The sequence below is a fragment of the Dokdonia sp. genome (assembly GCF_039945015.1).
Classification (GTDB): domain Bacteria; phylum Bacteroidota; class Bacteroidia; order Flavobacteriales; family Flavobacteriaceae; genus Dokdonia.
This window is the reverse complement of record NZ_JBDUXP010000030.1, coordinates 49,994-75,494: the sequence shown is the minus strand read 5'-3', so window position 1 is coordinate 75,494 and position 25,501 is coordinate 49,994. Positions and strand designations below refer to the sequence as shown.

Here is a 25,501-nt window from a genome sequence, read left to right as displayed (position 1 = left end):
TTGTATTTTGTTGTTAATTACAGGGCAAATATTCTAGTATATTGCGCAATCTTTTTGCGTAGTAGAAATTATTTCTTATTTTTTCAAAAAAATATTGGAAATCATATCACTTGGCTCATTATTTGTCTTGTACATCCCTATGATAAAAAAAATACTTCTTCTTTTCTTCTTCCTCAGTTCTGTGGCAATGATGGCACAATTAAGTCCATCTCATAAAGAGAAACTTGCGGTACTTATTACAGAACGAGTAAATGAGCATAGGAAAATTAAAAAACGCCAACCCTTAAGCAGGCATGAAGATTTGGCTAAAGCAGCCCAATGGCACTCTGATTATATGGTTAAAAAACAACGCCTGTCTCATGAAGAAAAAGGAAATGGAGCTTTAAAAACACCTAGAAATCGTGTAGAGAAGTACAGTGCTATTTATGAAGCAATAGGCGAAAATATTTTATATTCAAAACCTATTCGTACGCCTATAAATAAAGAATCTTTAAAAAAAATAGCCATAGAGATGTATCGTTCTTGGAAAAATTCTCCAGGACATTATGCAAATATGATTTCAGATGTATTTGATCATGGGGATTTAGCATTTACCTATGATCCTAAATCTAAACGTATTTATGCAACACATGTCTTTGCCAAAAAAGGTGCTATTATACCAGGACAGTTATCTGAAGATGCTTTTGGAATTACTTCTAGCGATAGTGAATGTGTAGGGTTAATAGGTAATAAAAGTAATCTCATAACCAATATGGGAAATAGTGTTAGGATTGAAGGAGATGAAATTATTTTACGTTATCACGATATTCAAACAGTGCGAAAAGTAATCTCTAATATACGTGATGGTATTGCTATTGATTTAATTGCAGAAGAACAACTTATCTGTGGAAACTCAAATCAACTAGATGCATCCCCCATCTATGATGGAGTACTTTTAAAACCTATTTATCGCGATGTTTTTTTTGCAAGTAATACAGCAAAAAGTGATTTTCGATTAATTGTATCATTAGGTAAAGTTCCAGAACATCTTAGGGATAAATCATTAAGCGCAAGTATTGTTATTATAAAATCGGATAAAAAATGTAGCTATACAATTCCCACTAGAATACCACGTAAAGATTACCCGCTTAGGAAGATACCTCCTATTATTTACACACCTAAAATAGCGCTAAAAACAACAGGAATAAAAGAGGTACAAGAAGTGTATTATAAATTTAAAACAGATGCTACTATAGCATACAGACTTCCTGAGATTGATAAAAACACCAATAAATTATACAAGATTGATATCCGTAGTTATGCTTCTGTAGATGGAAATGAATCACATAATAAAAACCTTCATAAACAACGAGCTCAACATATTAAAGGCCACCTTACGGGAGAGCTAACAGTTCCTATAAAAGAATGGGATATTCAAACAAGTGAGAATTGGGAACTAAATGATTTTCAAATGGAGATTATGGGACTTGACGATCTTATAGAGCAAGACCAAGTGACCAAACGTGCATATATTAATAAACATAGTGATGAAGATGTCTGGAATACTTTTCTTTCAGAACAACGCAGTTCAAAAGCAGTGCTTTATTGGAAAGGATCTTGGTCTAAAGAAGATACGTTACACCCTTATTATAATCTAATTAATGCATTATTAGAAAATGATACAGAAAGAGCTAATAAAGCACTTGCATTACTTTATAAGCATAAAGAAGAAGCTTCTTTGTTAACAAAAGAATTTATATTAGATAGATTGTTTTATGAAGAAGAACTGGTTCAAAATACTGCCGCTTTATTGTTGAGAGACATACATCAATATAAAGTAGATGATATTATTCGATTTGTTAGAAAATGGCTAAAAGAACCTGAGTTACTTTCTGAAGATGCTCAAAAAAACCTTTTAAATCTCTATACGATTACAACAAAGGAGTTAGTAGACGATTGGGATACTAGTTCAAAACGTCTAGCAAAAGTAATGCACCCTAGAAAATTAGAATCTTTTTTTGAAAGCTATACCGCAGATAAAGAAGTCGCTCCATTATTTCTTAATTTTCATATGGCAATTATTGATTATTATGGACAAATCAATGAAGGAGAAAAGATTCTTACCTCCTTTGATTTTATAACAAATTATTTTGAAAACAAATCCCTTTCAATTAAAGATGATACAGATTTAGCGTTGTTTTTTAATAATTGGAGTCGTTATGATTTGACTTTAGAAATTTTAGAAAAGGCATATAAAGCAGGAAATCTAGATGAAGAAAGCCTGTTTGTATATATCAAAACGGCGGCAGGATTTAATGAAGACATTCCTTCAAAAAGATTAAAAGAATTACATAAAAGAGCAATAAAACAAAATAAAGAACGCTGGTGTTACTGGATGCGTGACTATTTCCAAAACTTGCGATTTTCTTATACCAAATCACTCTATTGCAAAGAATGTTCTGAAGTGATTATATCTGTAGATCAACTATTAAAAGATCAAAATTAACATATGGCTGCCAATAAAAATGCACTTATCCGATATAAAACCATAGATCAATGCTTGCGTAATAAGTTTCGTCAGTGGACACTAGATGACTTGATAGATGCCTGTTCTGATGCATTATATGAATATGAAGGAAAAGATGTCTATGTGAGTAAACGTACCGTACAGTTGGATATCCAAACAATGCGTAGCGACAAATTAGGCTATAATGCCCCTATTGAGGTATACCAACGTAAATACTATCAATATATCGAAGATGAGTATAGTATCATGAATATTCCTGTGACAGACAAGGATATAAAAGTGATGAATGAAGCTATTCAGATTTTACGACAGTTTAAGGATTTCTCGTTGTTCAAAGAGATGGATGGGGTATTGCAACGCCTAGAAGATTCTGTGTATTCTTCTCAAGAAAACCATAGAGCCATTATTCATTTAGAAAAAAATGAACGTTTAAAAGGGCTGGAATATATCGATATTATTTATGAAGCTATTCAGCATAAAAAAGTGATAGAGGTTACCTATCAATCTTTTAAAGCAAGAAAGGCAAGCCAAATGACAGTACACCCTCAATTATTAAAGGAATTTAATAATCGTTGGTTTATGTTAGCCCTTTCCAAATCAAAATATATTACACTAGCATTAGATCGTATGCAAGGCATCGAGATCAAAGAAAATATCCCTTATATAGATAATGAAGTAGATGGAGATATTTATTATCAAGATGTTGTTGGAGTGACCGTTGCAGAAAATGTAAAACCACAAAAAGTGATCTTCAGGATAGATGCTAAAAATGCACCTTATGTAAGTACAAAACCTTTTCATCCTTCTCAAAAGGAAATCGATAAAACAGATCTAGGGGTCGTTTTTGAAATTAAAGTACACCTCAATTTTGAGTTAGAACGTCTTATTCTTGGTTTTGGAGATAGTATTGAAGTTCTAAAACCTAATTTCCTTCGCAAACGCATTTATCACAAACTAAAAACAGCAGTAGATCAATATGATGTGGAAGTTTAGTACGCTCCTGCCTGCCGTCAGGCAGGTTCGCGAAAGCGTATACAGAAACTTTAGAAGTAAGATATATTATAAAACAAAACCGCCATTCATATATGAACAGCGGTTTTTTTATTACAAAAAATGCGATTAGGTTACCCCAAACACCAATCCATGATTTTTGCAATATTCTTGGCATCATCCACCCCTCTGTGATGTGTGCCTTCTAATGGAATGTTTAGGATGTTTAAAGCTCCTTTCATTCCGACTTTACGACGGAGACCTTTAATCTCGGAGAATAATCGCTTCACATTGATATGATCTTGAGACAATGGGTAGTCTATATTTCTGATTTTACATTGTCGTTGCATCATGTTACGATCATAGTCGCCATAACTCACCCAAGTATTATAATGGCCTTCATACTCATCACGTACCAGGTCACAGGCATCTTCAAAAGAGATACCTTCTTGATCTAATAATTCTTGTGTGATCGTGGTAAGCTCTGTACAAAATGGACTTACTGTAGAGCGTTCTGGTTTGATCAAAATCCCTTTGGGGTTTGTGACCTCACCCGTATGAGCATCTAAAATGCAAATGCCAATCTCTATGATTTCATTTACCTGCCCTTGCGGGATATGACCATTCCAGCATGTAGCTTCTAGGTCTATAATTAATATGTTATCTGTTGTATTCATTGTTTTATGTTTTTATATGACAAATTCAGTATGTGAATTGCCATGATTTTTAATTTAACTAGGCATGGTGATTAACTCTTCCCGATCCAACGGATCGATATCGTTTTTGAGTAAATGCAATGCCGCTTGTACTGCCCAGCACTTATCACTAGAATGTATATTGCTATACAATCCTAATAAAAATGTAGGGTCGACGATTGTCCAACCTTTTACAGTGCGTTGAGGTACATTTTTATGGACAAAAAAATCAATCGTAATTCTAAAGAGTTTTCCTGCGTGTTCTTCTATTTTTTCATAACGCCTAAACTGTTCATCACTTGGTAAGTGATCATAGCGCGTCCATACTTTTTTAAAGCCACGTTCTTGTAAAATGCACATCACTTCGGCGATATTTTGAGGAGCTATAAATAAATCTATATCCTTATGATCGTGTGCGTGCTTGAATTCTTGATGCCCTTCTGGTGATAAAAAATGCCACGCCCATCCTCCTGATAAAACCACAAATTCTCTCAAGAAATTAAGTTCTATTAAAGCTGGTTTTATTCTGTAGTCTGGCCACAATTCACCGTATCGTTTTTTGTTATGTGGTGCTCCCATATCTTCTATTTTTTAAAGGATTCTCATTCTTGGGAATCCATCTGTTCTTTTTTGTTTTTTATTCGAATTTCTTCACATTGAATCTCACTCATATAATCATTGTTATACGTGTACTCTTTTGCGATTTCAATCTTCTCTAATGCTTCTGTGTATTCTTTTTTTGTTCTAATAACAATGCGTTTTTTAAATACAATTCCGCTTTATCAGTTCCTTTTACGGTAAGTGCAAAATCAATGAGTTTTTGTGCTTCCTCAAAGTCTTCATTATGTAACAACACCTGAATGTATTTAGGATAGATATAGACTGCTTGCATATCTTGTGCCAAAGCTCTTTGGAAGCATTCTTTTGCTAGTGTATAATTCTTGATATTGTTTGTATAGATCTGTCCCATAAGACATAATGCTATCGGATTTTCTTTATCATACGCTAGTGCATAATCTATAGCCTCTACAGCTTCACTCAGATTATAATCATAGGTGTCTAAGGCTTTGCATATATATTTATCAATGGCTTGGTTCATATCTTTATTTTTTTGCAAACACCCTCGAGGAGATTGTATGCGATTATTTCTTTTTCTTCTTTTTTGAAGAAATCTTCTTTTTCTTTTTGGACTTCTTCTTCTTTAGCTTCTTAGGAGCATTGAGTTTTCTTTTCTTTTTAATGCGTTTTACCTCATCATCTAGAAAATCAAAATAATACTCGTCGTAGGTCTCTTTTTTTGCTTCTTTAAGTAGTGTAAGACTCGTTTTATATTCTCCTTTACACTCATGCATATACCCGATAAGCCATAGTAATTGTGCTTTGTCTTTGTTTTTTTGTGTCAGCCCAAAGTCAACTACTTTTTTTGCGCGTTCTAATTCGTTTGCCCAAATTAATATGCGGGCATACGTGGTATATACTTCTTTATAATCAGGATTTGTAGCAATGACTTTATCAAAGCATGAAAATCCTTCTTCATAATTTCCTAATTGCTCTGCCTGTATTTTACCAAGCAAGCATAATGAAGGTGCATGTGCCTCTTCATAGGATAATGCATAATTAAGAGACTCACATAGTCCTTCCCAATCACTATGAAAAAACCCCATAGATCCTGAAGCTTTTAAATAGTACTGATCTGCTATTGTTAATCCCATGATTCGTTTTTTAAATCGTTTTTAAGTGCTTGCCTTTTTGAGGCATAGCTCTTGTTCTTTTTTTGATGTTTAAAATCTCTTCCTTCAAAGATTCGTATTGGGTTTCCTCGTTCTACACGAAGGTGTTGTTCCCATTTGGATACAGCTTGCTCTTTAAGAAGTTCAAGATGGTGTGTTTGCAATCTTGCTTTGAGCCGTTGTAGGGCTAACTTCTTGTTTTGATGTTGCGATCTGCTATCCATAGCGACACATTGTATTCCTGTAGGAATATGTGTAGCTCGCACGGCTGAGTTTACTTTGTTTACATTTTGTCCTCCCGGTCCTGTACTACGCATAGCTTGATACTTGACATCTTTCTCGTGAAAAGATGTAGTAGCTACTTGTGGTAACTCTTGTAATTTTATAAACCAATTTTTACGTTTGTGATAGGTTCTATACGGTGATTTTCCAATCCATTGTATGGTACCTATCCAATTGGATAGAAAGGCATCGAGTTCTTTTCCAGAGAGACTCAAAATGACTGACTGTACTGCTGTAACTCCTGCTTGTTCTTTCTGTATGATGGTATGCGTAATCTTATGGTCTTTAAGATCTATGATAAAGGCCTTTAAGACTTGAGCAACGACCCAGTTACATTCTGAAGGGCCTCTGCCAGCTGTAATTTGTATGAGTTTGTCCATTGTTTCTATTTGTTATTAATCTTCTTAGTAATGCGTTAGGGATTGTCGTGTAAATCCCACAGCTTGCTCCCGATGAAGGGAGCAAAGCGAGGAATTGTAACAAAAGCCCGACGCTGTTTTGCCGATGAAGGCAGGACAGCGTAACGCCCTTAATCCAAATAATGCATTAGAAAATCTATTACGTTTTGAAATCACTTCAAAATCAAACGCTTTGCTGTACTTTTTAATTTAACCATAGTAAAGACTATGCTGAAATCAATAAAGCACTTGTTTTTCTTGCACTTTCAAACCTCATTACGAAGTTCTAATACACTATTTGGAATTAAAGTCATTTTTTACTTGTCCATTCGAACAATTTTTGGTGTAAAAGTGCCTAACACTTCTACCAATTCTTGTTGATTTGCCATCACTTTTTTGATGTCTTTATATGCCATAGGCGCTTCATCTATACCACCGCCTATAAGGGTAACATCATGTGTGGCTAGCTCTTTTTTAATAGCACTTTGAGTAAATTTTTCTTTACACTTACGTCTGGAATGTAAACGTCCTGCTCCGTGAGATGCCGACTGTAAACTGCCTGGATTTCCGAGACCTCTTACAATGTATCCGGGTGCTGTCATAGAACCAGGGATGATCCCTAATTCACCTTTGGCAGCGGGTGTTGCTCCTTTACGATGTACAATACGTGTTACTCCATCTATCTGCTCTTTCCAAGCAAAATTGTGATGGTTTGCAATATTGACAAGTGGCCGTGCACCGAGTAATTTGCTTATTCTCGCATGGATATTATCGTGACATGCTTGTGCATAGTCTCCAGCTAGATTCATGGCCATCCAATACTCTTGCCCGTCGTGTGTGTCTAGATCTAGCCAAGCCAAATTTTGTACATGCTTCGGTAAGGGACATTGCTTGGTAGCGAGGTAGGTGTAATGTTTTGCAATATTTGCACCCAACCCTCGTGAACCGCTATGTGATAATAATCCTAGATATTCACCTGGTTTTAAATTCCATTCGTTCTCATAATTTGTAATAGAAACACTTCCAAACTCTACAAAGTGATTACCGCCACCAGAAGTTCCTAGTTGTTTATAGGCTTTGTCTTTAAGCCTTTTTACTAAAGGAATATCCTTGAATGCGTGATGACTAAAAATCTCATGATCATGTTTTTTGTCATGCGTTTCATACATGCCAAATTTGGTATGTTCTGAAAGGATATTTGCCAGTTGATGTTTCTTCCCTTTGAGGTATGATATTTTAATAGGATAGAGTGTTAAACTCATACGACATCCTATATCTACACCTACGCCATAAGGAATCACAGCATTGTCTGTAGCAAGCACACCGCCTATAGGCAATCCATATCCACTATGTGCATCTGGCATTAATGCGCCCGCTACGGCTATTGGTAATTTAAGAGCGTCGTATAGTTGGTATTTTGCTTGATCGTCTATCCCATTTTCTCCATAAATCATATGTGGAACTCTCGTAGATCGTAGCACTTGTTTTTTTACAATCACTGGATCTGTAAGACTCTCTGCTATTTTACCCCATACGCCATCTCCTATATATTCCTCTGGATTTGCTAGTACTAAAGCGGCTTGTTGTAATATTTGTTCTTTTTTAAGCCGTTTATGGTATCTATTAATCTGTCCTAAAGTGATATTTATGCTATTATTTTTTGGAAAGCCTAATTTGATTAGGTCTTTTCCGCTTAGTTTTTTTCCCATGATAGTTCTTCATTAATAATATCTTGGATCTCGCAATCTCTCAACCCTTTTAGTTTTGAGCGGATATAGTTCCTGCTTCTTCTATCGTAGCAGTCCCATCTTGATCTCCATGGATTTAATTTTTCGACAGCTTCATAGTATCCATGCTGCAGGAGCATTCCTTCCAAGAAGGATTGTTCTTGCTCTAATAATGGATCTGTGTTGCGTCTATGTGTGATGTACGCTCGCGTGTATTTAATACGGTAGGCTCCTTTAGGTAGTTTTATATAAAAGCGTATTTCTGTTTTATGCTTGTCTATGTAATACTTAAAAGGGACACAAAGTTTTTTTGCTTTATCGCTTAACTTCTTGAACTGCCATTTACAAATAGTAGGAACTTCTTTTACAATGAGGTGTTGTGATACTCTTTTTGACCACTTTCTTTCTGCCTCTTTTTTTGTGCGTCCCCACACATGTTTGTTAAGAACTTCAATAATTTCAAGAAGAATGTCTTGATTTTTATAGCGTTCTATCTTTTTTGTAATGACAAGTTCTTTGTGCCATCCGTGGCGTATAGGAGTATCTATTTTTGTATATCCTAATGCTTGTATTTCCTTTCGGATAGCCCATAATCTATTTTGTATACGGCGTACTTCTTTTAATCGCTGGCATTTGATATGTGCCGGTCTCATAAATCAGTATTTTTATTGATACTTTTTTGATTTTCGATTCCGGAATATGCTTGGCAATTCTAGAATCTTATGGAATAAGGTTTTTAAGTTTCATAAGAGTTAATTTTAAATTACTATTAGTTTCTGGGAAATGTTATACCAAATGAATTCTAAAATGATGCTTGTATGATTTGAATTATATCGTTTTCAGATGAATAAGAAAATCTAAGCATAGCGATAGCTACGGTTCTATTTTATTATGAAATATGAGTGCGATAGAAACAAATTAGCAGCTTTATTTTAGGGTTTATTTGGTATCACTCTGTGATGCGCTTCTCATTGCTAGTGAAAAAGCATAAAAAAAGCCCGAAACATGTACTGTTCTTCGGACCTCAGAGTGTTGCTTTGTGTTAAAGCTATACGGTGTAGAAGTCTCGAAGAAGATATCCAGTAGCGTTTACGCTTTTTAGGATATCGTATGTTTTTTTTGATATAAACATATATACTTCGATTATTAAATGATTAAACAATTCGTTTTTGTTACAATTGCGATGCAAAGATGAAATGGTTTTTTGAATTACACAAATAAAATTTTAATTTATTTTATTGATTATCAGTTATTTATGTTTAAAAATAAGCAAAGAATATCCTGTTCGCTTTCGCGAAAATAACTCCTGGACTACAACCTTTTGATTTCCTTCGTTTTAGCTTTTAGCATAAAAAACATCGGAAGCAGAAACTTTTTTGAGATACATTACTATTTTTTTTGAATGGTGTCTAAAAAAATAGTGTTTTGCCGTTTAAAACAAAAAAAGCGTCCAGTTGCCTGGACGCTTTTTGTTATATCTCTTTAAAGTTTTCTACCTAAAAATTGGTTTCCTAACCCCAAAAATGGCGTCCGTGATATGTACGTGGAATAAACTCATAGGTTACTTTGTCTTTTTTAAATTCAGATGCAAATATGATATAAACGATACTAATATCAAAATTAAGCGTCAAATACACGCTAATTTACAATGAGTCTAACTTGTTGCATCATCAGTCAAAATAGTAAGTTTTAAGTTTGAAGCACTAGTTACAGGAACTTTAATTAGTGTTTTTAAATTCTTATCTGAAAACGGATATCCATAAGAATCGGATCCCTCATGAATAACCTTTGCATATACATTTCCATGTCCGTTTGCAAAAGGTGTCAAGTTAGAAAACAACGAGCTATCATTTTTTCCTGTTGCTGAGAAGTAGCCTTCATTAATACCTACCATAATATCTCTATATACGGCCGCGCAGGTATCATTTGGACTCATGGCATTTCTCTTTTTACCATTATAAATACAATTACCATTACTTAGATAAATTGTTTTATTAGTTAAGTCGGCTGCAGGGATTTCGAAAGTGAGTTTTGGTGTTGTCGAGGTTAATGAGATGCTCCCATCAGTTTTGAAGGTTCCTGTAAAATCATATTTTAATGGACTGTCTTTTACATTTTTTATAGTTAATGATTTCCCTTTTAATGTTTTCAAATAGGAATCGTATGATGGTTGATTCATATACAGTACATTAGCTCCCACTACTTTTGTATTTCCTTTTCCATTTTTACGTTGCACGGCAGTACCATTTGTTCCTCCTAAAGCCGTAGCTATTTCTTGGACAATGGTATTATGCGATTTTGAATACCCCAATTTTGTAGCTCCTAACTCCATAGCAATCGGAACTCCAAATGTATCTACCGATGAAAGATCCGTCCATACAACATTATCTGTCCCTAAGGTCAATTCTATGTATCCATAATAATTATTTGATGTAGGCGCTGGATTTGTAGGTAATGCCGTATAGTAAGAAATATATAAACGTCCGCTATCAATCTGAGTGAGGTCAAAAGAATTATTTGTTAAGGATGCCAATGTCGTAGACTTTCCTACAGTAATGCCGCTTCCTTTAAAACCAGTTCCTGTTAATAAGAGGAAGATTTGTGATGGATCGGTAATAGCAGATTTGTTTGTAATTGTAATTTTCATAAGTACGTTCTTTAATTAATTTGGGGTTAACATGGGTAAAGATATCGGTAAGTGTATTATGAAAGTAGCGTAATTATACGGGTTTAATACGTGTTCTCACTTTCTGAGATCATCTTGATTTATTAGAAATAGATAGAGTTAATAAATCATTAATGATGCAATTTCATATACGATCTCTTGCCTAAAATCTTCATTATAATCACAATTTGCGAGAAGAACAATTCCGATATCCTGTTCAGGAATCATGATTAAAAAACTTCTAAAACCTTTATCACCTCCATAATGGCCTATTGCTTTTTTTGAATGAATATCATATAACTGAAAACCAAGACCTATATATGGATAAGGTTCAAATGATGGTAAGGTCATATTTTGATATCTTGTTTTTGAAGGATTTTTTAAGTCGCTTAAAAACGAGATCATCCATAGACTTATATCTCTCGCCGAAGCATTTAAAGTACTACTTGGTGCATGTTCTCTAGTGTATGGATAGTTTTTTCTAATGTACGTTTTGTTAAACCAGCTTTTAGAGTGAGGAGACGTACGTAGATGATCGGGAATATTAAAATACCTAAAATCACTATGAGACATCCCAATCGTATTCAAAATCTCTTTTTGAACATAATCTTCAAAAGGTTGCTCTGTTACTTTTTCAATGACATACCCTAGAATGTTATATCCTAAGTTACTATATGAATATGTAGTAGAAGGCTTTTGTTTAAGCTCTAGGTTTAGTTTTAGTAAAGCATTCTTGAGACTATTGTTAGATTGGTTATGATTACCCCAATGGTAATTAGAAATATCACCCAAGCCAGATGTATGATTTAGTAGCTGTCGTATGGTAATAGTATTCACTTTTTTATCTTCAGATCTCAATTCAGGAGCAACGCTTATAAGTGTATCATCTAGGTGTAAGCACCCTTTTTGTTCAAGATCTATAATAGCAATTGCAGTAAATAGCTTACTAATAGAAGCTGTATGAAACACGGTGTTTTCTGTCACTGGATTTCTAGTATAGATACTTCTTACACCGTACCCTTTTGTATACATAATAGTGTCTTGAGAAACAATCCCAATAGAAAGTCCAGGAATATCATATTGCTTCATTTTTTTGGATATAACAGCATCTATAGCGGTCTGTAATTGTTGTGTATTAGGGGATTGACAGTAAAGGTTCTGACTAATCAATAGAACACAGGCACTATATAGTAGGCATAAATAAGTTTGGATTTTCATAATGCTAAGATGTTTTTTTACATGTGTTCTTTGATTTCTTGATAAAGTGAGATCTCTTCTTTTTCTATAGTCTTAAGAAATGCATTTGCTATTTTATATACTTCATTAGAGAAGGTTCCAAAATTTTCAACATTCGTGTTGATAGATGCGTCAATCACAAGATCATAATTAGGAAATAAGAGCAAGAAATTCTGAGATCCTTTACTCACACCTCCGTGATGTACCATCCAGATTGGAGTTTCTCCATCTAAGAAATTTTTGTTTTTATGTTCTAAGTATGATCGCCATCCTAATGCGTACAATTGCTCATTAACTTCACCATTGTCTAGTTTCATAGGTGTCCAGAATGCACGTTTGGTCTCTTGACTTAAGAAGGTATCATCTGTGAGATATGCATTTCCCATTTTTACAAGATCGGTGGGTGTTGAGATAAAGCCGCCACCAGCCCACTTATAACTTAAATTGATATCGTATACCTGCTCGAAACTTCTGTACTCACGATAATATCCATCTTCAGTGTTATAAAAGGTAGCAAAATGTTCTGTCTTTGGTTTGTCGTGATCTCCATAGGTATATTTCATGCCCAAGGGTTGAAATACCTGTGTTTCCATATACTCTAAAAAAGGAGTACTCACCGCTTGTTCAAGAACAACACTCGCAAGATTAATATCAAAAGTAGAATAGGCAAATGATGTTCCTGGTTCAAAAATTAAATCGTACTGATCAAATACAGTTAGCCCTTCTGAAGCAGTTTTAAATTCATAACAATTACACAACGTATATTTTCCAGCGTCATAGCCAAAATCTTTGTAATTTCCCATGCCTGCTGTATGACTTAAGAGTTGTTGCATACTAAAATCCCATTCCTTTTTTGTCCAATTTGTAATGGTATCACCTATAATAGCATTCAGTTGTATTTTATGATTATCGACTGCGCGAGCAACCCCAGTTGTGGTCACTGCTTTTGAGGTACTTCCTATGCGGTATTGTGTTTTTGAAGTAGCAGGAATGTTTGCATCTATATCCTGATATCCTACTGCTGCCGACCAAACAACTTTTCCTTGATGCCCTATAGCGATAGAGAATGAAGGGAACTCTTTTTGTTCTCCAATATCTTGAAGTAAGGCAGTAGCTTCTTTGATTTGATATGTATATTCAGGATGACTAATGGCTGTAGTAATGGGTGCGCTTTCGCGAAAGCGTGTAAACGTAGAGATATAGTATATATTCCAGATTACTAAAAGCGTGAATAAAACGCATATAGTTCTCCAAAAACGACGCCCTATTTTATTGAGTTTAAATTTTTTCATTACTGTGGTTTTTTGAATTGATAGTCCAAAGATGAAGTAAAGCGATATGTAGATTTTAAAAAATAGACCAAGGTCAAGAATAGAAGAATATAGAGTCCGTAGTGGTAGACAAATGGATTCGTCTTCGATAACCACTTTTTGGTCTACGGCAGATCTGATTTGGTCGAATAGCTGTAATTTTGATTAGAATAAAAAATACTTTTGAAACGATGATCGTACAATTAGCCGAAGGAACTATAAAAACCAAATACGGCACCTATAGAGAAATCCTTTTTTATGATGGGATTAAAGAATCACATGCCCTTGTGATGGGAGATGTAAAAGAGGGAGAAGAAGTATTATGTCGTGTACATTCATCCTGCGTTTTTGCACATCATTTTAATAGTATAGAGTGTGACTGTCGTGAGCAAATGGAAATCTCACAACAATTGATAGAACGAGCAGGAAAAGGGATTGTGATTTGGCTAGAGCAAGAAGGGAAAGGGAATGGACATTATGCATTACTTAATACGCTACCACTTAAGAAAGAAGGGATGCCACAAGCCGAAGCATATGAAGCAGTAGGTTTTCAAAAAGACAATCGTGATTTCTCGGCAGCAGCAAAAATTTTGAAACATTTAGAAGTAACATCTATTACAATGATTACAGGAAATAAAAAGAAAACAGAAACCTTGACACGTTACGGAATTACAGTTTCTGGAATACAACCTACTGTGCTTGATTGATGTTTGATGTCCACAGCGTAGACTGAGGCAAACGTCAACCTGAACTTGTTTCAGGTTCACATTGTAAAAACAGGATCATTGCGTATTGTGATTCTGAAATAAATTCAGAATGACGACAGCACTGCTTTATGATATAAAACAGATAATTAAGTATAATAACCACATACCATTGAAGGCTAAAAAAACACTTATAAATCATATCCTATTCTGGGGAGTTTTACTCTTTAGTTTTGCGTTTATACAGTTTTTTCAAGACGGGAATAAGGAATCTTTAACTGTTATTTTATTTCAGAATTTGAAGCATTTACCTGGGTATTTGATTACAGCATATATATTTAATTATGTATTATTGCAATATTACTATAAAGCAAAGAAATATATATTATTTTCTGTTTTTTCTATAGTTCTTTTTTATATAGGAAGTGCTTTAGATCGCGTGTTTACAGTATATGTGTATGAGCCTATTTTTAGAGAGCCTCCTTTTGTACAAGAGTCTTTCCTACAAATTTTTAGTGATTGGGAATTTTTGATAGATGGGTATTTACTCCCATTATTAATGGCAACATTTGCGATGACCATAGATCGTATTATTACTCAGAAAAACAAAAGCGAGAAAGTATTGCTTCAGCTAGAGCGAGATAAGAATAAAGCAGAGCTTGGTGCTTTAAAAGCCCAGATTCACCCACATTTTTTATTTAATACGCTTAATAACTTATATGCGCTCACGCTCCAAAAATCGGATAAAGCACCTGAGACCGTAGCAACACTTTCGTCTATGTTAGATTATATGTTGTATCAGTGCAATGATAGATTGGTATCACTTGAAAAAGAGGTGGTATTACTAGAAAACTATATTGCCTTAGAACGTTTGCGCTATGGAGATGATATTGAGATCGCTTTCCTACCGGCAGGACAGGCGGGCGCGAATCCTATAAGTCCTGAAACACAGATAGGGCCACTTATCTTGTTATCCATCGTAGAGAATGCCTTTAAACATGGCGCAAGTGGAAGTGTGGATGTTCCAAAGATTCATATTGATCTGAAACAGGAAGAAACGCAATTATATTTTACAGTAAAAAACACAAAAAATACCACGCAACAATTTGATGAAACTGCATACACCAAAGGGATAGGAGTCTCTAATGTTAAGAAACAATTATCCTTATTATATGATGATTATTCATATGAAGTAATTGATGAAAACGGATGGTATTGCGTAGCTTTACGTATAAACACAATTTGAGAAGATGATTAGTTGTATTGTTGTAGATGATGAGCCTTTAGCGCGTTCTTTATTAGAAAGCCATATTGCAGATGTGCCTTTTTTAGAACACTTAGGATCCTTTAAAAATGCACTCCTTGCTGCCGATTTCTTAACCAAACATCAAGTAGATGTGTTGTTTCTGGATATCCAAATGCCTAAACTTACGGGAATTGAGTTTTTAAAATCATTACGACAACCGCCTAAAGTGATCTTTACCACTGCCTATCGAGAATATGCGATAGAAAGTTATGAATTGCAAGCACAAGATTATTTACTGAAACCCATTACGTTTGAGCGTTTTTTTAGTGCTGTAAGTCGGCTGAAAACACCTGGTACAAATCAGCAATCGGATATTTCTGAAGCTTCAGAGACTACTTTGCCAGCACATATCTTTGTACAGGTCAATAAGAAGCATATCAAAGTAATTTTGCAACAGATCAAGTATGTAGAGAGTATTAAGGATTATCTTAAAATCCATACGGTTAAAGAAACACTGGTGATCAAAGAACGGATTAGTCATTTTATAGAACAACTTCCTAAAGATCGTTTTTTACGTGTACACCGATCGTATATTGTAAACCAGGACCATGTTACGGCCTTTACGCAACAAGATATCGAGATTGGGCAAATCGAAATCCCGATAGGAGGAAAGTATAAAGATCATGTATTAGGCATTTTAAAGGGATAAGATTTTATGAAAGACTCCTTACTTCATATCATAGAGAATATTCCAGAAGGATACAGTACGGTACAGTTTGAAGACAAGAAATACGGTCTTACTAAAACGACTTTTACCAACGGAAAGTCCTATAAAATATATGCTGAAGAACTCCAAGGCAACGATTTTATAAGTTTGAATTATTACCTCACAACCACCTCCGAATTGTTAAAACCCTGTGAAATGCCAGAGGATAAAGTCACTCGGTTTTTAATGGAAATGGAATCCCTCTAAGCTTCTAAAGAAGAATTTTCCCTATTTCCCTCATTCCCGTTTCTCCCAGAGGGAGAAAAGCTTTTGTTTTTTGATTTAAAGCATCTTAGTAATACTGCCAATAGGCATTTCAATGAAAGGAGAGATCACATAACAGATGTATTAGAAATAGAGTAGTACTCTATTTTGTAATTCTGGATTCAGGATCTTGAGAAGAGAAGATTCCCCCTTTGGAGGTTAGGGGGAATAAGCACCTCCTCTTATTGAGGCCTGTGCTGAGCCTGTCGAAGTAGGAGGTGGCTGTATCGAGGAACGAGATACAGACGGAGGGGAGCAGTTACTCTAGGACGAATCATAAACCCATATACAGGTCTGTAACAAAATCGCTATAAAAAGACATATAGTTGTATATTAATGGTTTATAAAAACCCTTTGCCAACTTAACTATGGAACCACTTTCTTCTTTTGCTATTAGTATTGCTGCGGGTATTGTCTTAGAAATATACCCAAACATCAATAAGTTTCGTACACAAGGTGTAGATAAGCAAATAAAGTTAGCTTTTAATAAAGCACTGAAAGATTGGTCTGTAAATGAAAGCGTACGAGAACAAAAAGAGCGCGAACTTAAATCATTATTGCAGTCACATATTAAAGCGGGTGATATGATTACTCTACAAGTTGTGAATCAAGAGACATTTGCTTTTATAAAGTATTTTGAAAAACGATTAGTAGAGCATACACAAGCGTATGACTATTTACGACTAATTATAGATCAAAAAAAGCATGATGAAACTGTTGCTAGTTTTTCAAGAATAGAAGACAAACTATCTGGAATTGAAACCTTGATTAAAGAAGGAGGTATAGATCCTCGTGATATAGGCGATTGGCTAAATAGGTTGCCTTTTGGTAGCGGAGAAGAAACCGTTAAAGAGGCAATAGAGCAATGGTATTCTCAAAGAGATATAAAAGAAAAAGAAAAAGCGCTCTTACTACTAGCTACTAAAAAGATTTTTGAGAGAACAGAAGAACTCTCTCAAGAAATTAAAGAGTTACAATCCAGAGGAAATACGTATTTAGCAGAGGTATTAGAAAAAATTAAAGAAGCTGTTGAACAACGAAGACCAGATGCATTAACAGCGATTTACGAAGCGTATAATAAAAAAGAAAAAGAAGACAGGATTACTTTACTATTAGAGTTAATTGAATCTTCAAAAGCCATATTTGCGTATGAAGAAGCAACACAATTTTATAAAGATTTAATTGAATTAAATCCTTCTTATGAGGTTTATTTTAATTTTGGATATTTCTTACAAGAATTTAATTTTATTGAAGAATCCATCCAACAGTATGAGAAAGTGCTAGCGATACTTAGAGATTTGGCTACAGAGAATCCTCGAACGTATTTGCCTAAAGTTGCTACAACATTAAACAATTTGGCTATTTTACATAAGGATAGGAATGAATTTGAATTGGCATTATCTGAATATGAAGAATCTTTAATGATACTTAGAGATTTGGCTACAGAGAATCCTCAAACGTATTTGCCAGATGTATCACAAGCGTTAAACAATTTGGCTATTTTACATAAGGCTAGGAATGAATTTTTGTTGGCACTATCTGAATATGAAGAGTCTTTAGCAATACGTAGAGATTTGGCTACAGAGAATCCTCGAACGTATTTGCCTAAAGTTGCTTCGACATTAAACAATTTGGCTATTTTACATTCGGTTAGAAATGAATTTGAATTGGCATTACCTGAATATGAAGAGTCTTTAGCGATACGTAGAGATTTGGCTACAGATAATCCTCGAACGTATTTACCAGATGTAGCTCAAACGTTAAACAATTTGGCTAATTTACATGAGGATAAGAATGAATTTTCGTTGGCATTATCTGAATATGAAGAGTCTTTAGCGATACGTAGAGATTTGGCTACAGAGAATTCTCGAAGGTATTTACCAGATGTAGCTCAAACGTTAAACAATTTGACTATTTTATATAAGAATATGGGTGAAATTCCATTAGCAGTAGAAAAGTATGAAGAATCTCACACACTTTACAAAGAGCTAGCTAAAGAATCTCCACAGGTGTATGAGATTGAGTATGCAAAAACATTACTTATAGGTGTTTATTTATCTAAAAAAAATATTCAAAATTTAAAAGAAGCTAGAGAGCTATTATTAAAGTATCCAGATATTCCTCAAGCCCAAAACCTCTTACAAATAATAGATGATTTTGAAAAAGAGTGATCCGCCCTAACCCCCAAAGGGGGATTTTTATTCCTTTTTAATATCTTCAAAAAAATAGAGTAACATGCTATTTTAGAGTGTTGTAAGAGTAGTAAATTTCCTTTAGGGGTTAGGAAGTGTTATCTCCCTTCCGTCTGTATCTCATTGCCTCGATACAGCTACCTCCTCTCAAAAAGAGGAGAAGCTATTTTATAGGTGTTTTTGAATCAAAAACAGCAAAGCATTTCCCCCTCTAGAAGAAACGGGAATGTGGAGAAAATGAGGGTTTATAAAGATCATTAGATATTTCAATTTTTGAGATTATCGTAATGAATCTGTGTATATTTTCGCGAAAGCATAAAAAAGAAATAGAGGTGTTATTAATTTTAACATAAAAAATGTTAAAAAAAAGAGATTTTACACGCAACCAAAACGCTAAAAATGCATCTTCTTTAAAAGCCATTCTTATGAAATATATCATATACATACCTATATATTTATTTCTCTGCTTGTTTTTTCATGTGTTACACTTGATGTCAACAACTTCTAGAGAGATTCCTATTTCCGAGACTAAAATAGACATATACACAGCCAAAACTGCAGAATGACGTCTTATAAGAAAGTCATTTTTATGAAACATCTATATACGCTTGCCTTATTTTCTGTGCTCTTGTTTTCTTGCAATAGTGATGATAATGATCCAGAAATAGCTTGTCTAACAGAACCGATATTTAGTAATCTTTTTATAGATGTCGTGAATGCGCAGGGAGAAAACCTTATTGCAAATCAAACCTATATTGCCGATAATATTACGATAGATGATGTGACAAATGGATATACATCATCAGGTGTTGTTTTTATGGGTGTTCCAGGAATAGAAAATCTTATCGCTTTAGGTATTTATGGGCAAGATGGTGATAATACATTTGAAATAAATTTATCAGATATAGAAACCGACACTCTTGTGTTGAATCTGACAAGGTCAGAAACAGGAGGCCCTTGTTCTCAATTTGTTTTTACATTAAACTCAGCTGTGTATAACGATGAACCCAAAGATATTCAAGATTTTGGCGGTGATTTTTTAATCACTGTGGTAAAAGAATAAATCATTTACTAATTCCATTTTTAAAACACATCAATCATTACAGATAGGTTCTTTAAGCTTAACGGTTTCTAAGGTTTTCCATACATCATGTGTGAAGTCTTTAGGAGAAAACCGAAATAGAATGATGGACTTCTCTTCTTTTTTACAATAATGACTTTCTACCAGAACATATAAAGTGATTGGTTTTTTAGTAGTAAATCGATCATAGGTTTTGACTTTTCCTTTAAAGAAAGATGTTGTCTCATCACTTTCTATTTCTGTAAATAGTGCTATCGCTTTATAAGTTCCTAGTTCTTTTATAACATCTGTTCCTACGAGTCCATCAAAGTATTTTTCTAAATCTGAGGCTAATTCATTTTCGGTTATTTTCTTATTTAGATGTATATCCCAAGCAAAAGCATAGGACCAAAAGTTTTGATGATTTTCATCAGACCAACCTTCTGGAGGAAATCGAGCTTCTTCTACGCCTTGGTAGTTAATATCCTGTGCAAAACGGATAGGGAATGGAAAGATTTCTTTTCCCCAAGTGCTATCAAGGTCGATTAAATGTACTTGTTCGGAGTCTTGACCAAAAGCAAAGATAGAACACATAATAAGGATTAAAAAGAGTGTAATTTTTCTTCTTTCTACATTTTTATAGGTGTACGTTTTCTTCATGATTTATATTTTTTATAAAGCTACGCGAGCTTCAAAATATATATGTCAAATGAATGCAAAAGAAGTGTCAATGATTGTAAAAAATCATACGTTGCTATTTTTACAATTAAAGTTATTGTGAGGTAGTAGTAATTATACGCTTTCGCTAAAGCGTATATAACCTCCTAGAAATGCAATTACAATATAAAGGGTGAGTTATGATGTTTTTACTTAAATACACAATGATTATATTTATAGAGTAATCAATTGTTTATATCCTGTGAAAAATGTAAAATATATTCTCAGTCTTTTGCTCATTTTAGTTTTCACTGTATCTGAAGCTCAGGTTTTTTTTGATGAGAAAAGCGAAGATTTGGGGTTGTCAAATAGTTCTTGGGGAACGGATGGGAATGAGAATTTTGGTGGAGGGATTTCTTTTTTTGATTTTGATAATGATGGTTGGGATGACCTGACCGTTTCTTCTAATACTGGGTTGCCTGTAAAATTTTATAAAAATAACAATGGCACTTTTGAGCTTATTAATTTGTCGGGAATAAATGATGAACTTTTTGAAACCAAATCGGTGCAATGGGTTGATTTTGATAATGACGGAGATTATGATTTTTTTGCAACAAGTAATCAAAGTACTGGGGATAATCGGTTTTATGAAAATATAGGTAATCTAACTTTTGTGAATATTACAGATGCTTCAGGGTTGTCAAACCCAGGGCATAAATCTTTTGGAGGTTCTTGGGGAGATTATGATAAGGATGGATTCTTAGATTTGTTTTTGGTTTCTAGGTTTTTTGATAGTGACAGTAAATTTAATACGCTCTATAAAAATAATGGAGATGGCACATTTACAGATGTTTCAATAACAGCAAATCTGATACAGGAAAACTCACTCTCTTTTTGTAGTTCTTGGATAGATTATGATAATGATGGTTGGCAGGATATTTATATCTCCAACGATAAAATTCAAAACGAGAATATCTTATACCATAATAATGGAGATGGCACATTTACAAATGTAGCAGAAGCTGCTGGAGCAGCTATAGCGATTGATGCTATGTCTACAACAATAGGGGATTATAACAAGGATGGCTGGTTAGATATTTATGTTGCAAATACACAGGAAGGAAATGCCTTTCTAAAGAATAATGGAGATGGTACTTTTATAGATGTTGCTTATGAAAATGGAACCTTATTTGAGTCTGTAGCGTGGAGTTCTGTCTTCTTAGATGCAGATAATGATGCAGATTTAGATTTATATGTAAGCGCCAGTGTTACCAATGTAGATTCTGGCCAATTGAGTGCTGCTTATTATGATAATGATGGCTTTGGATTATATACCATACCAGAAAATATAGGATTGGAAGAAGATGTCTCTATCAGTTATGGTAACGCTATAGGAGATGTAGATAACGATGGAAAGTATGATATTGCTGTTTTAAATTGTTTACCCGATAATATCTTTTTGTGGAAAAATGAATCTGTTCATGAGAATAACTGGATCAAAGTTAAACTAGAAGGAACAGAGAGTAATAGACAAGGAATAGGTTCTTTTATAGAGCTATCTGTCAATGGAGAAAAACAATATAATTATACGCTTTGTGGAGAAGGATATTTAGGGCAAAACTCTTCATATGAATTTTTTGGAATTGGAATTGCTACACAAATTGATTATATCAAAGTGCGCTGGCTAAGTGGTCAAGTGGATATAATTTATAATCCAGAAATCAATAGTCACTTGACCATGATTGAAGGAGAAAATCCTTTAGGAGTTGACTCTTTTGAAGAAGAGCGTATTGTAGTAAGTCCTAACCCAAGTAGTTCAATAATACAAATTACAGGGTTAAGGAATTATGTACAGGGAACATTAAAAATAATAGATGTGTCGGGAAGAATAACACAGATTATTAAAATAGATACTCCAGATATGATGGTAGATATTACTCGGCTTAAAGCAGGGTTATATATCGCACAGATGGATCATGGGGAATTATCTACACACAAGAAAATACTTAAAATGTGATTAATTTTACCTAAAACAGCAGTGGTACAACCCAATAAGCAATTGCAAAAAGCAATCCTACAGAAATTAAGTTTAATACAATTCCGATACGAGCCATTTGACCTACACGTACGTGACCACTGGCAAAAACAATGGCATTAGGAGGTGTAGCCATAGGAAGCATAAAGGCACAACTAGCGGCTAATGTAACAGGAACTACCAGTTGTAAAATTGGCACATCCATCCCAATGGCAATTCCTATAACTAATGGAATAAGTATCGTTACTAGTGCAACATTACTCATAAGCTCTGTCATAAATAACATTAAGAAAATAAGAACAGCAGTAACAACCCACATACTCCAATCGGTTTGCCCTGAAATATAATCCCCTATCATCGCAATAAACCCAGCATCTTTAAGACCTGATGCAAGTGCGAGACCGCCACCAAAAAGAATTAAAATTCCCCAAGGTAATCTAGAGGTGTCTTTCCAATCTAATGGGAATTTTCCCTTTTTTAAATCAAGAGGAACGATAAACATAGCAAGTGCGGCAATCACACTAATGGTTGTATCTGTAAGTGTGATATTAGGTAATAGTGTGTTGAGGTAGCTACGTAACATCCATGAGATAGCAGTACATAGAAAAATAACAAGCACGATCTTTTCGCCACGATTCATCTTGCCTAATTTTTTGAGCTCGTTTTGGATAATATCTCCAGAACCTCCTATTTGACCAAGTCTATTTGGGAAGAAAATACGAGTGATACAGAAGTAGGTAATTGCTAGCATCAGTATTGCAAAAGGAACACCCATTTTCATCCATTGAAAGAAACCAATGTCAAGTTCTGGGTAATTTTCATTTAAGAAAGCAAGCATCACTGAGTTAGGAGGAGTTCCAATTAAAGTTGACATTCCTCCAATATTTGCAGCAAAGGCTATTCCTAGCATAATAGAAAGTGCAAAGTTTTTATCATTCTTAGTAAATCCATCAGCATCATCCATCAGTAATTGGATTACAGAGACAGCGATAGGAAGCATAACGACAGTGCTTGCTGTATTAGAAATCCACATGCTCATCAGTGCTGTGGCAATCATAAATCCTAATACAATTCCATTTGCTTTGGTGCCGGTGATCTTAAGAATAGAAAGTGCAATACGTTTGTGCAGTTGTACTTTTTCTAGTGCTAACGCAATAACAAAACCTCCAAAAAACAAATAGACAATTGGGTTTGCATAGTTACTAGCCACACTTTTGATATCTCCGATTCCTAGTAACGGAAATAAAGCAAGCGGAATTAATGCCGTTACCGAGATAGATACTGCTTCTGTAATCCACCATATAATCATCCAAGCGGCAATAGCAATTACGCGATCTATTGCAGGATTTATAATGTCAAATGGTAAAATTAATAGTAGAATACACAGTAATGGCCCCACTAGAAACCCTATTTTCTTAGAAAGTGTAAATGCATTCATTGGGATTAAATCTACGGAAAAAGAATGAACCCTTAACTATCTTTTTAAAAAGGAAATCGTTTAGAAAGTGAAGTCTTTTATCTGAAATACCCTCCAAAAAGAAGATGGCATAATAAGAAAGCAATTACAGATAAGATGATTCCAATAAGAAAAATAGTAAAGGAAGATCGTAAGAGTTTAAACTTTCTATTAATCGTTTTTCCTAAATAGAAGGTGTCCTTTGCAATGGTCTTGTAAAGCTCATCGCCTTGATGCATTAAATTAGAGATTTGGTTTACATAATCTTCTTCCTCCATATCATGGAAATTCCCATAAAACATAAGATTATTTGTACCTCTGCTTCCGTGTTCTTTTTCTGGTCTGGTTGCGATAACTGCATATCCTATAGAAACAAGATTGGTCATTAAGATTAAAATTGCAGGATAAATTAAATGAGGATCTGTGCCTAGTTGGTCTAATACCGTTCCTAAAACGATAGATAGGATAAGTGCATTTATAGAAATTAAAATATTAGATTTTCTATCAATCATCGCATTAAGCGTGTATTGATTTTTTGATAACAATCTAAATAACGTTTCGACTCCTTTTTCTGGTCGAGGCTCAATTTTGGAAAGTTTTTTCTTGAGGTTTTTTAATTCCTCCTTATTAATACCAAGATCAGACATTAAGATGTTGTCTTTTCCTTTTTCGATTTCTTTTTTTGATGCTTCCATATGATTATAGCTTAAACCTAATCCCACTTTTAATATAAAAATTGTTCACTTCTGGTAACTCAGTAAGTGTATTTCTTGAGCGATCTCTCAACTCTACGGTATTACTTATTACATAACTACCATTAATATATAATTCTATATGATCTGTAAATTTGTATTCATAACGTAGACCTCCAAGGATCAATTGTTGCCTGAATCTACTCGCTATTTCTTGACTTTCACCTACAGCGATACCACGTTGTAAATTAGATCTAAAACCATCAAGTCTAGCGACTAATTTTATTCTGTTTTTTTTAGAAGCGTGGAATTGTAAATTCATTTTAGGAACTCCTACATTATAGGACCATTTTGAGTGAAATTTACGATAGTAACTAATAAAAGGTAAAAACGGAAATCCACCTTTTCCAGAAACAGAAATACCTAAGATTAATCGATATGGGATGTCGTTGTCTTTTTTGTCTTTTATAAAGACAGCATCTCCAGAGATAATAACATCTTCAAAAGATAGATTCCTTGCTTTTAAATTAGAACTAAATCCAGGTTGAATTCTAGCTCCAAAACGCCAATCATCATTTACCTTAAAGGTGTATCCTATATTAAGATCTAATAATTGAAATTCATCAATCTCTTGAGGATTAAAGTTGATAAGACTCTCATCTATACTATAAGAAATATAACTGTAATCTAATCCCACAAAAAGATAGGTGTCTTCCTTAATTTTTATAGGATAATTAATTGCAAGGCGGTATCTGTCAAAGGCAGATCCGTCTTTACTACTTTCAGGTAGTCCTACATATTCTATTCTTGCAAGATCTGATAGTTGCGCGTATGTAAAACTGCTTAGAAATAATAAAAGGAATGATACTTTTTTTAAATGTTGAGACATA

General features: G+C 34.2%; 23 protein-coding genes. 9 read left to right on the top strand and 14 right to left on the bottom strand.

Translation table 11 applies throughout. The annotated features are described in order from the left end of the window. Positions 1-139 precede the first annotated feature (139 nt). A complete protein-coding gene (locus tag ABJD27_RS20050; RefSeq protein ID WP_348163661.1) occupies positions 140-2,485 on the top strand; it encodes a CAP domain-containing protein in 2,346 nt (781 codons plus the stop codon). Positions 2,486-2,488: 3 nt separating this feature from the next. After that, the gene (locus ABJD27_RS20045; protein ID WP_348163658.1) at positions 2,489-3,499 is read left to right on the top strand and encodes a WYL domain-containing protein; all 1,011 of its coding nucleotides are present in this window, start codon (positions 2,489-2,491) and stop codon (positions 3,497-3,499) included. Between the two features lie 131 nt (positions 3,500-3,630). Here ABJD27_RS20045 and ABJD27_RS20040 read toward each other — a convergent pair whose 3' ends face one another. From ABJD27_RS20040 to ABJD27_RS19995, 10 genes are all read right to left on the bottom strand, one after another. Beyond that, positions 3,631-4,173 (bottom strand): 3'-5' exonuclease, encoded by a 543-nt coding sequence (locus ABJD27_RS20040; RefSeq protein ID WP_348163655.1) that lies wholly within the window; start codon positions 4,171-4,173, stop codon positions 3,631-3,633. A gap of 54 nt (positions 4,174-4,227) precedes the next feature. Continuing rightward, positions 4,228-4,770 carry a hypothetical protein gene (locus tag ABJD27_RS20035; protein WP_348163652.1) on the bottom strand — a complete coding sequence of 181 codons (543 nt, stop codon included), beginning with the start codon at positions 4,768-4,770 and terminating at the stop codon, positions 4,228-4,230. A gap of 136 nt (positions 4,771-4,906) precedes the next feature. Then, positions 4,907-5,290: a hypothetical protein gene (locus tag ABJD27_RS20030; RefSeq protein ID WP_348163649.1), complete on the bottom strand. Its 384-nt coding sequence runs from the start codon at positions 5,288-5,290 to the stop codon at positions 4,907-4,909. Positions 5,291-5,333: 43 nt separating this feature from the next. After that, positions 5,334-5,903, bottom strand: a complete 570-nt coding sequence (locus ABJD27_RS20025; RefSeq protein ID WP_348163646.1) for a tetratricopeptide repeat protein — start codon at positions 5,901-5,903, stop codon at positions 5,334-5,336. Next, complete coding sequence (gene prfH, locus ABJD27_RS20020; RefSeq protein WP_348163643.1) at positions 5,894-6,583, bottom strand: peptide chain release factor H; 690 nt, start codon at positions 6,581-6,583, stop codon at positions 5,894-5,896. Before prfH ends, ABJD27_RS20025 begins: the two co-directional genes overlap by 10 nt. 335 nt (positions 6,584-6,918) lie before the next feature. Beyond that, positions 6,919-8,310, bottom strand: a complete 1,392-nt coding sequence (locus ABJD27_RS20015; protein ID WP_348163640.1) for an RtcB family protein — start codon at positions 8,308-8,310, stop codon at positions 6,919-6,921. Next, on the bottom strand, positions 8,295-8,981 hold the full coding sequence (locus tag ABJD27_RS20010) for a hypothetical protein (RefSeq protein ID WP_348163637.1): 687 nt from the start codon (positions 8,979-8,981) through the stop codon (positions 8,295-8,297). The genes ABJD27_RS20015 and ABJD27_RS20010 overlap by 16 nt, the downstream gene beginning before the upstream one ends. A gap of 1,001 nt (positions 8,982-9,982) precedes the next feature. Continuing rightward, a complete protein-coding gene (locus tag ABJD27_RS20005; RefSeq protein WP_348163634.1) occupies positions 9,983-10,975 on the bottom strand; it encodes a beta-1,3-glucanase family protein in 993 nt (330 codons plus the stop codon). Between the two features lie 138 nt (positions 10,976-11,113). After that, a complete protein-coding gene (locus tag ABJD27_RS20000; RefSeq protein WP_348163632.1) occupies positions 11,114-12,211 on the bottom strand; it encodes a serine hydrolase domain-containing protein in 1,098 nt (365 codons plus the stop codon). A gap of 17 nt (positions 12,212-12,228) precedes the next feature. Then, entirely contained in the window at positions 12,229-13,521 is a 1,293-nt protein-coding gene (locus tag ABJD27_RS19995; protein ID WP_348163629.1) for a serine hydrolase domain-containing protein, read from the bottom strand. Positions 13,522-13,700: 179 nt separating this feature from the next. Here ABJD27_RS19995 and ABJD27_RS19990 point away from each other — a divergent pair, with 179 nt between their 5' ends. The 6 genes from ABJD27_RS19990 to ABJD27_RS19965 all read left to right on the top strand — a co-directional run bounded on the left by ABJD27_RS19990 (position 13,701) and on the right by ABJD27_RS19965 (position 19,774). Beyond that, positions 13,701-14,246, top strand: a complete 546-nt coding sequence (locus tag ABJD27_RS19990) for a GTP cyclohydrolase (protein ID WP_348163626.1) — start codon at positions 13,701-13,703, stop codon at positions 14,244-14,246. A 169-nt stretch (positions 14,247-14,415) separates the two neighbouring features. Then, positions 14,416-15,489 carry a sensor histidine kinase gene (locus tag ABJD27_RS19985; RefSeq protein ID WP_348163623.1) on the top strand — a complete coding sequence of 358 codons (1,074 nt, stop codon included), beginning with the start codon at positions 14,416-14,418 and terminating at the stop codon, positions 15,487-15,489. 4 nt (positions 15,490-15,493) lie between these two features. Next, positions 15,494-16,198 carry a response regulator transcription factor gene (locus tag ABJD27_RS19980; protein WP_348163620.1) on the top strand — a complete coding sequence of 235 codons (705 nt, stop codon included), beginning with the start codon at positions 15,494-15,496 and terminating at the stop codon, positions 16,196-16,198. 6 nt (positions 16,199-16,204) lie between these two features. Beyond that, positions 16,205-16,462 carry a peptide methionine sulfoxide reductase gene (locus tag ABJD27_RS19975; protein ID WP_348163618.1) on the top strand — a complete coding sequence of 86 codons (258 nt, stop codon included), beginning with the start codon at positions 16,205-16,207 and terminating at the stop codon, positions 16,460-16,462. A 425-nt stretch (positions 16,463-16,887) separates the two neighbouring features. Continuing rightward, positions 16,888-18,690 (top strand): tetratricopeptide repeat protein, encoded by a 1,803-nt coding sequence (locus tag ABJD27_RS19970; protein WP_348163616.1) that lies wholly within the window; start codon positions 16,888-16,890, stop codon positions 18,688-18,690. A gap of 610 nt (positions 18,691-19,300) precedes the next feature. Then, positions 19,301-19,774, top strand: coding sequence for a hypothetical protein (locus ABJD27_RS19965; protein WP_348163613.1), 474 nt, complete (start codon positions 19,301-19,303; stop codon positions 19,772-19,774). 30 nt (positions 19,775-19,804) lie between these two features. Here the strand turns inward: ABJD27_RS19965 and ABJD27_RS19960 are convergent, their stop codons facing one another. Continuing rightward, the gene (locus ABJD27_RS19960; protein WP_348163611.1) at positions 19,805-20,431 is read right to left on the bottom strand and encodes a hypothetical protein; all 627 of its coding nucleotides are present in this window, start codon (positions 20,429-20,431) and stop codon (positions 19,805-19,807) included. Between the two features lie 289 nt (positions 20,432-20,720). On the opposite strand from ABJD27_RS19960, the gene ABJD27_RS19955 reads away from it, so the two are divergent. Further along, positions 20,721-22,445, top strand: coding sequence for an FG-GAP-like repeat-containing protein (locus ABJD27_RS19955; protein WP_348163608.1), 1,725 nt, complete (start codon positions 20,721-20,723; stop codon positions 22,443-22,445). 10 nt (positions 22,446-22,455) lie between these two features. Here ABJD27_RS19955 and ABJD27_RS19950 read toward each other — a convergent pair whose 3' ends face one another. The 3 genes from ABJD27_RS19950 to ABJD27_RS19940 all read right to left on the bottom strand — a co-directional run bounded on the left by ABJD27_RS19950 (position 22,456) and on the right by ABJD27_RS19940 (position 25,500). Continuing rightward, positions 22,456-23,901 (bottom strand): DASS family sodium-coupled anion symporter, encoded by a 1,446-nt coding sequence (locus ABJD27_RS19950; protein ID WP_348163605.1) that lies wholly within the window; start codon positions 23,899-23,901, stop codon positions 22,456-22,458. Positions 23,902-23,978: 77 nt separating this feature from the next. Next, positions 23,979-24,614: a Pycsar system effector family protein gene (locus ABJD27_RS19945; protein WP_348163602.1), complete on the bottom strand. Its 636-nt coding sequence runs from the start codon at positions 24,612-24,614 to the stop codon at positions 23,979-23,981. A gap of 4 nt (positions 24,615-24,618) precedes the next feature. Then, on the bottom strand, positions 24,619-25,500 hold the full coding sequence (locus ABJD27_RS19940; RefSeq protein WP_348163599.1) for a DUF6268 family outer membrane beta-barrel protein: 882 nt from the start codon (positions 25,498-25,500) through the stop codon (positions 24,619-24,621). Between the last annotated feature and the right edge of the window lies 1 nt (position 25,501).

Bases quoted from the DNA above. Each gene is read 5' to 3' on its own strand.
- ABJD27_RS19965 (WP_348163613.1), top strand. From the start codon at position 19,301: ATGAAACATCTATATACGCTTGCCTTATTTTCTGTGCTCTTGTTTTCT.
- ABJD27_RS20000 (WP_348163632.1), bottom strand. From the start codon at position 12,211: ATGAAAATCCAAACTTATTTATGCCTACTATATAGTGCCTGTGTTCTA.
- ABJD27_RS19945 (WP_348163602.1), bottom strand. From the start codon at position 24,614: ATGGAAGCATCAAAAAAAGAAATCGAAAAAGGAAAAGACAACATCTTA.
- ABJD27_RS20030 (WP_348163649.1), bottom strand. From the start codon at position 5,290: ATGAACCAAGCCATTGATAAATATATATGCAAAGCCTTAGACACCTAT.
- prfH (WP_348163643.1), bottom strand. From the start codon at position 6,583: ATGGACAAACTCATACAAATTACAGCTGGCAGAGGCCCTTCAGAATGT.
- ABJD27_RS20035 (WP_348163652.1), bottom strand. From the start codon at position 4,770: ATGGGAGCACCACATAACAAAAAACGATACGGTGAATTGTGGCCAGAC.
- ABJD27_RS20045 (WP_348163658.1), top strand. From the start codon at position 2,489: ATGGCTGCCAATAAAAATGCACTTATCCGATATAAAACCATAGATCAA.
- ABJD27_RS20050 (WP_348163661.1), top strand. From the start codon at position 140: ATGATAAAAAAAATACTTCTTCTTTTCTTCTTCCTCAGTTCTGTGGCA.
- ABJD27_RS19970 (WP_348163616.1), top strand. From the start codon at position 16,888: ATGGAACCACTTTCTTCTTTTGCTATTAGTATTGCTGCGGGTATTGTC.
- ABJD27_RS20010 (WP_348163637.1), bottom strand. From the start codon at position 8,981: ATGAGACCGGCACATATCAAATGCCAGCGATTAAAAGAAGTACGCCGT.
- ABJD27_RS19940 (WP_348163599.1), bottom strand. From the start codon at position 25,500: ATGTCTCAACATTTAAAAAAAGTATCATTCCTTTTATTATTTCTAAGC.
- ABJD27_RS19975 (WP_348163618.1), top strand. From the start codon at position 16,205: ATGAAAGACTCCTTACTTCATATCATAGAGAATATTCCAGAAGGATAC.
- ABJD27_RS20040 (WP_348163655.1), bottom strand. From the start codon at position 4,173: ATGAATACAACAGATAACATATTAATTATAGACCTAGAAGCTACATGC.
- ABJD27_RS19960 (WP_348163611.1), bottom strand. From the start codon at position 20,431: ATGAAGAAAACGTACACCTATAAAAATGTAGAAAGAAGAAAAATTACA.
- ABJD27_RS19980 (WP_348163620.1), top strand. From the start codon at position 15,494: ATGATTAGTTGTATTGTTGTAGATGATGAGCCTTTAGCGCGTTCTTTA.
- ABJD27_RS19950 (WP_348163605.1), bottom strand. From the start codon at position 23,901: ATGAATGCATTTACACTTTCTAAGAAAATAGGGTTTCTAGTGGGGCCA.
- ABJD27_RS20025 (WP_348163646.1), bottom strand. From the start codon at position 5,903: ATGGGATTAACAATAGCAGATCAGTACTATTTAAAAGCTTCAGGATCT.
- ABJD27_RS20015 (WP_348163640.1), bottom strand. From the start codon at position 8,310: ATGGGAAAAAAACTAAGCGGAAAAGACCTAATCAAATTAGGCTTTCCA.
- ABJD27_RS20005 (WP_348163634.1), bottom strand. From the start codon at position 10,975: ATGAAAATTACAATTACAAACAAATCTGCTATTACCGATCCATCACAA.
- ABJD27_RS19995 (WP_348163629.1), bottom strand. From the start codon at position 13,521: ATGAAAAAATTTAAACTCAATAAAATAGGGCGTCGTTTTTGGAGAACT.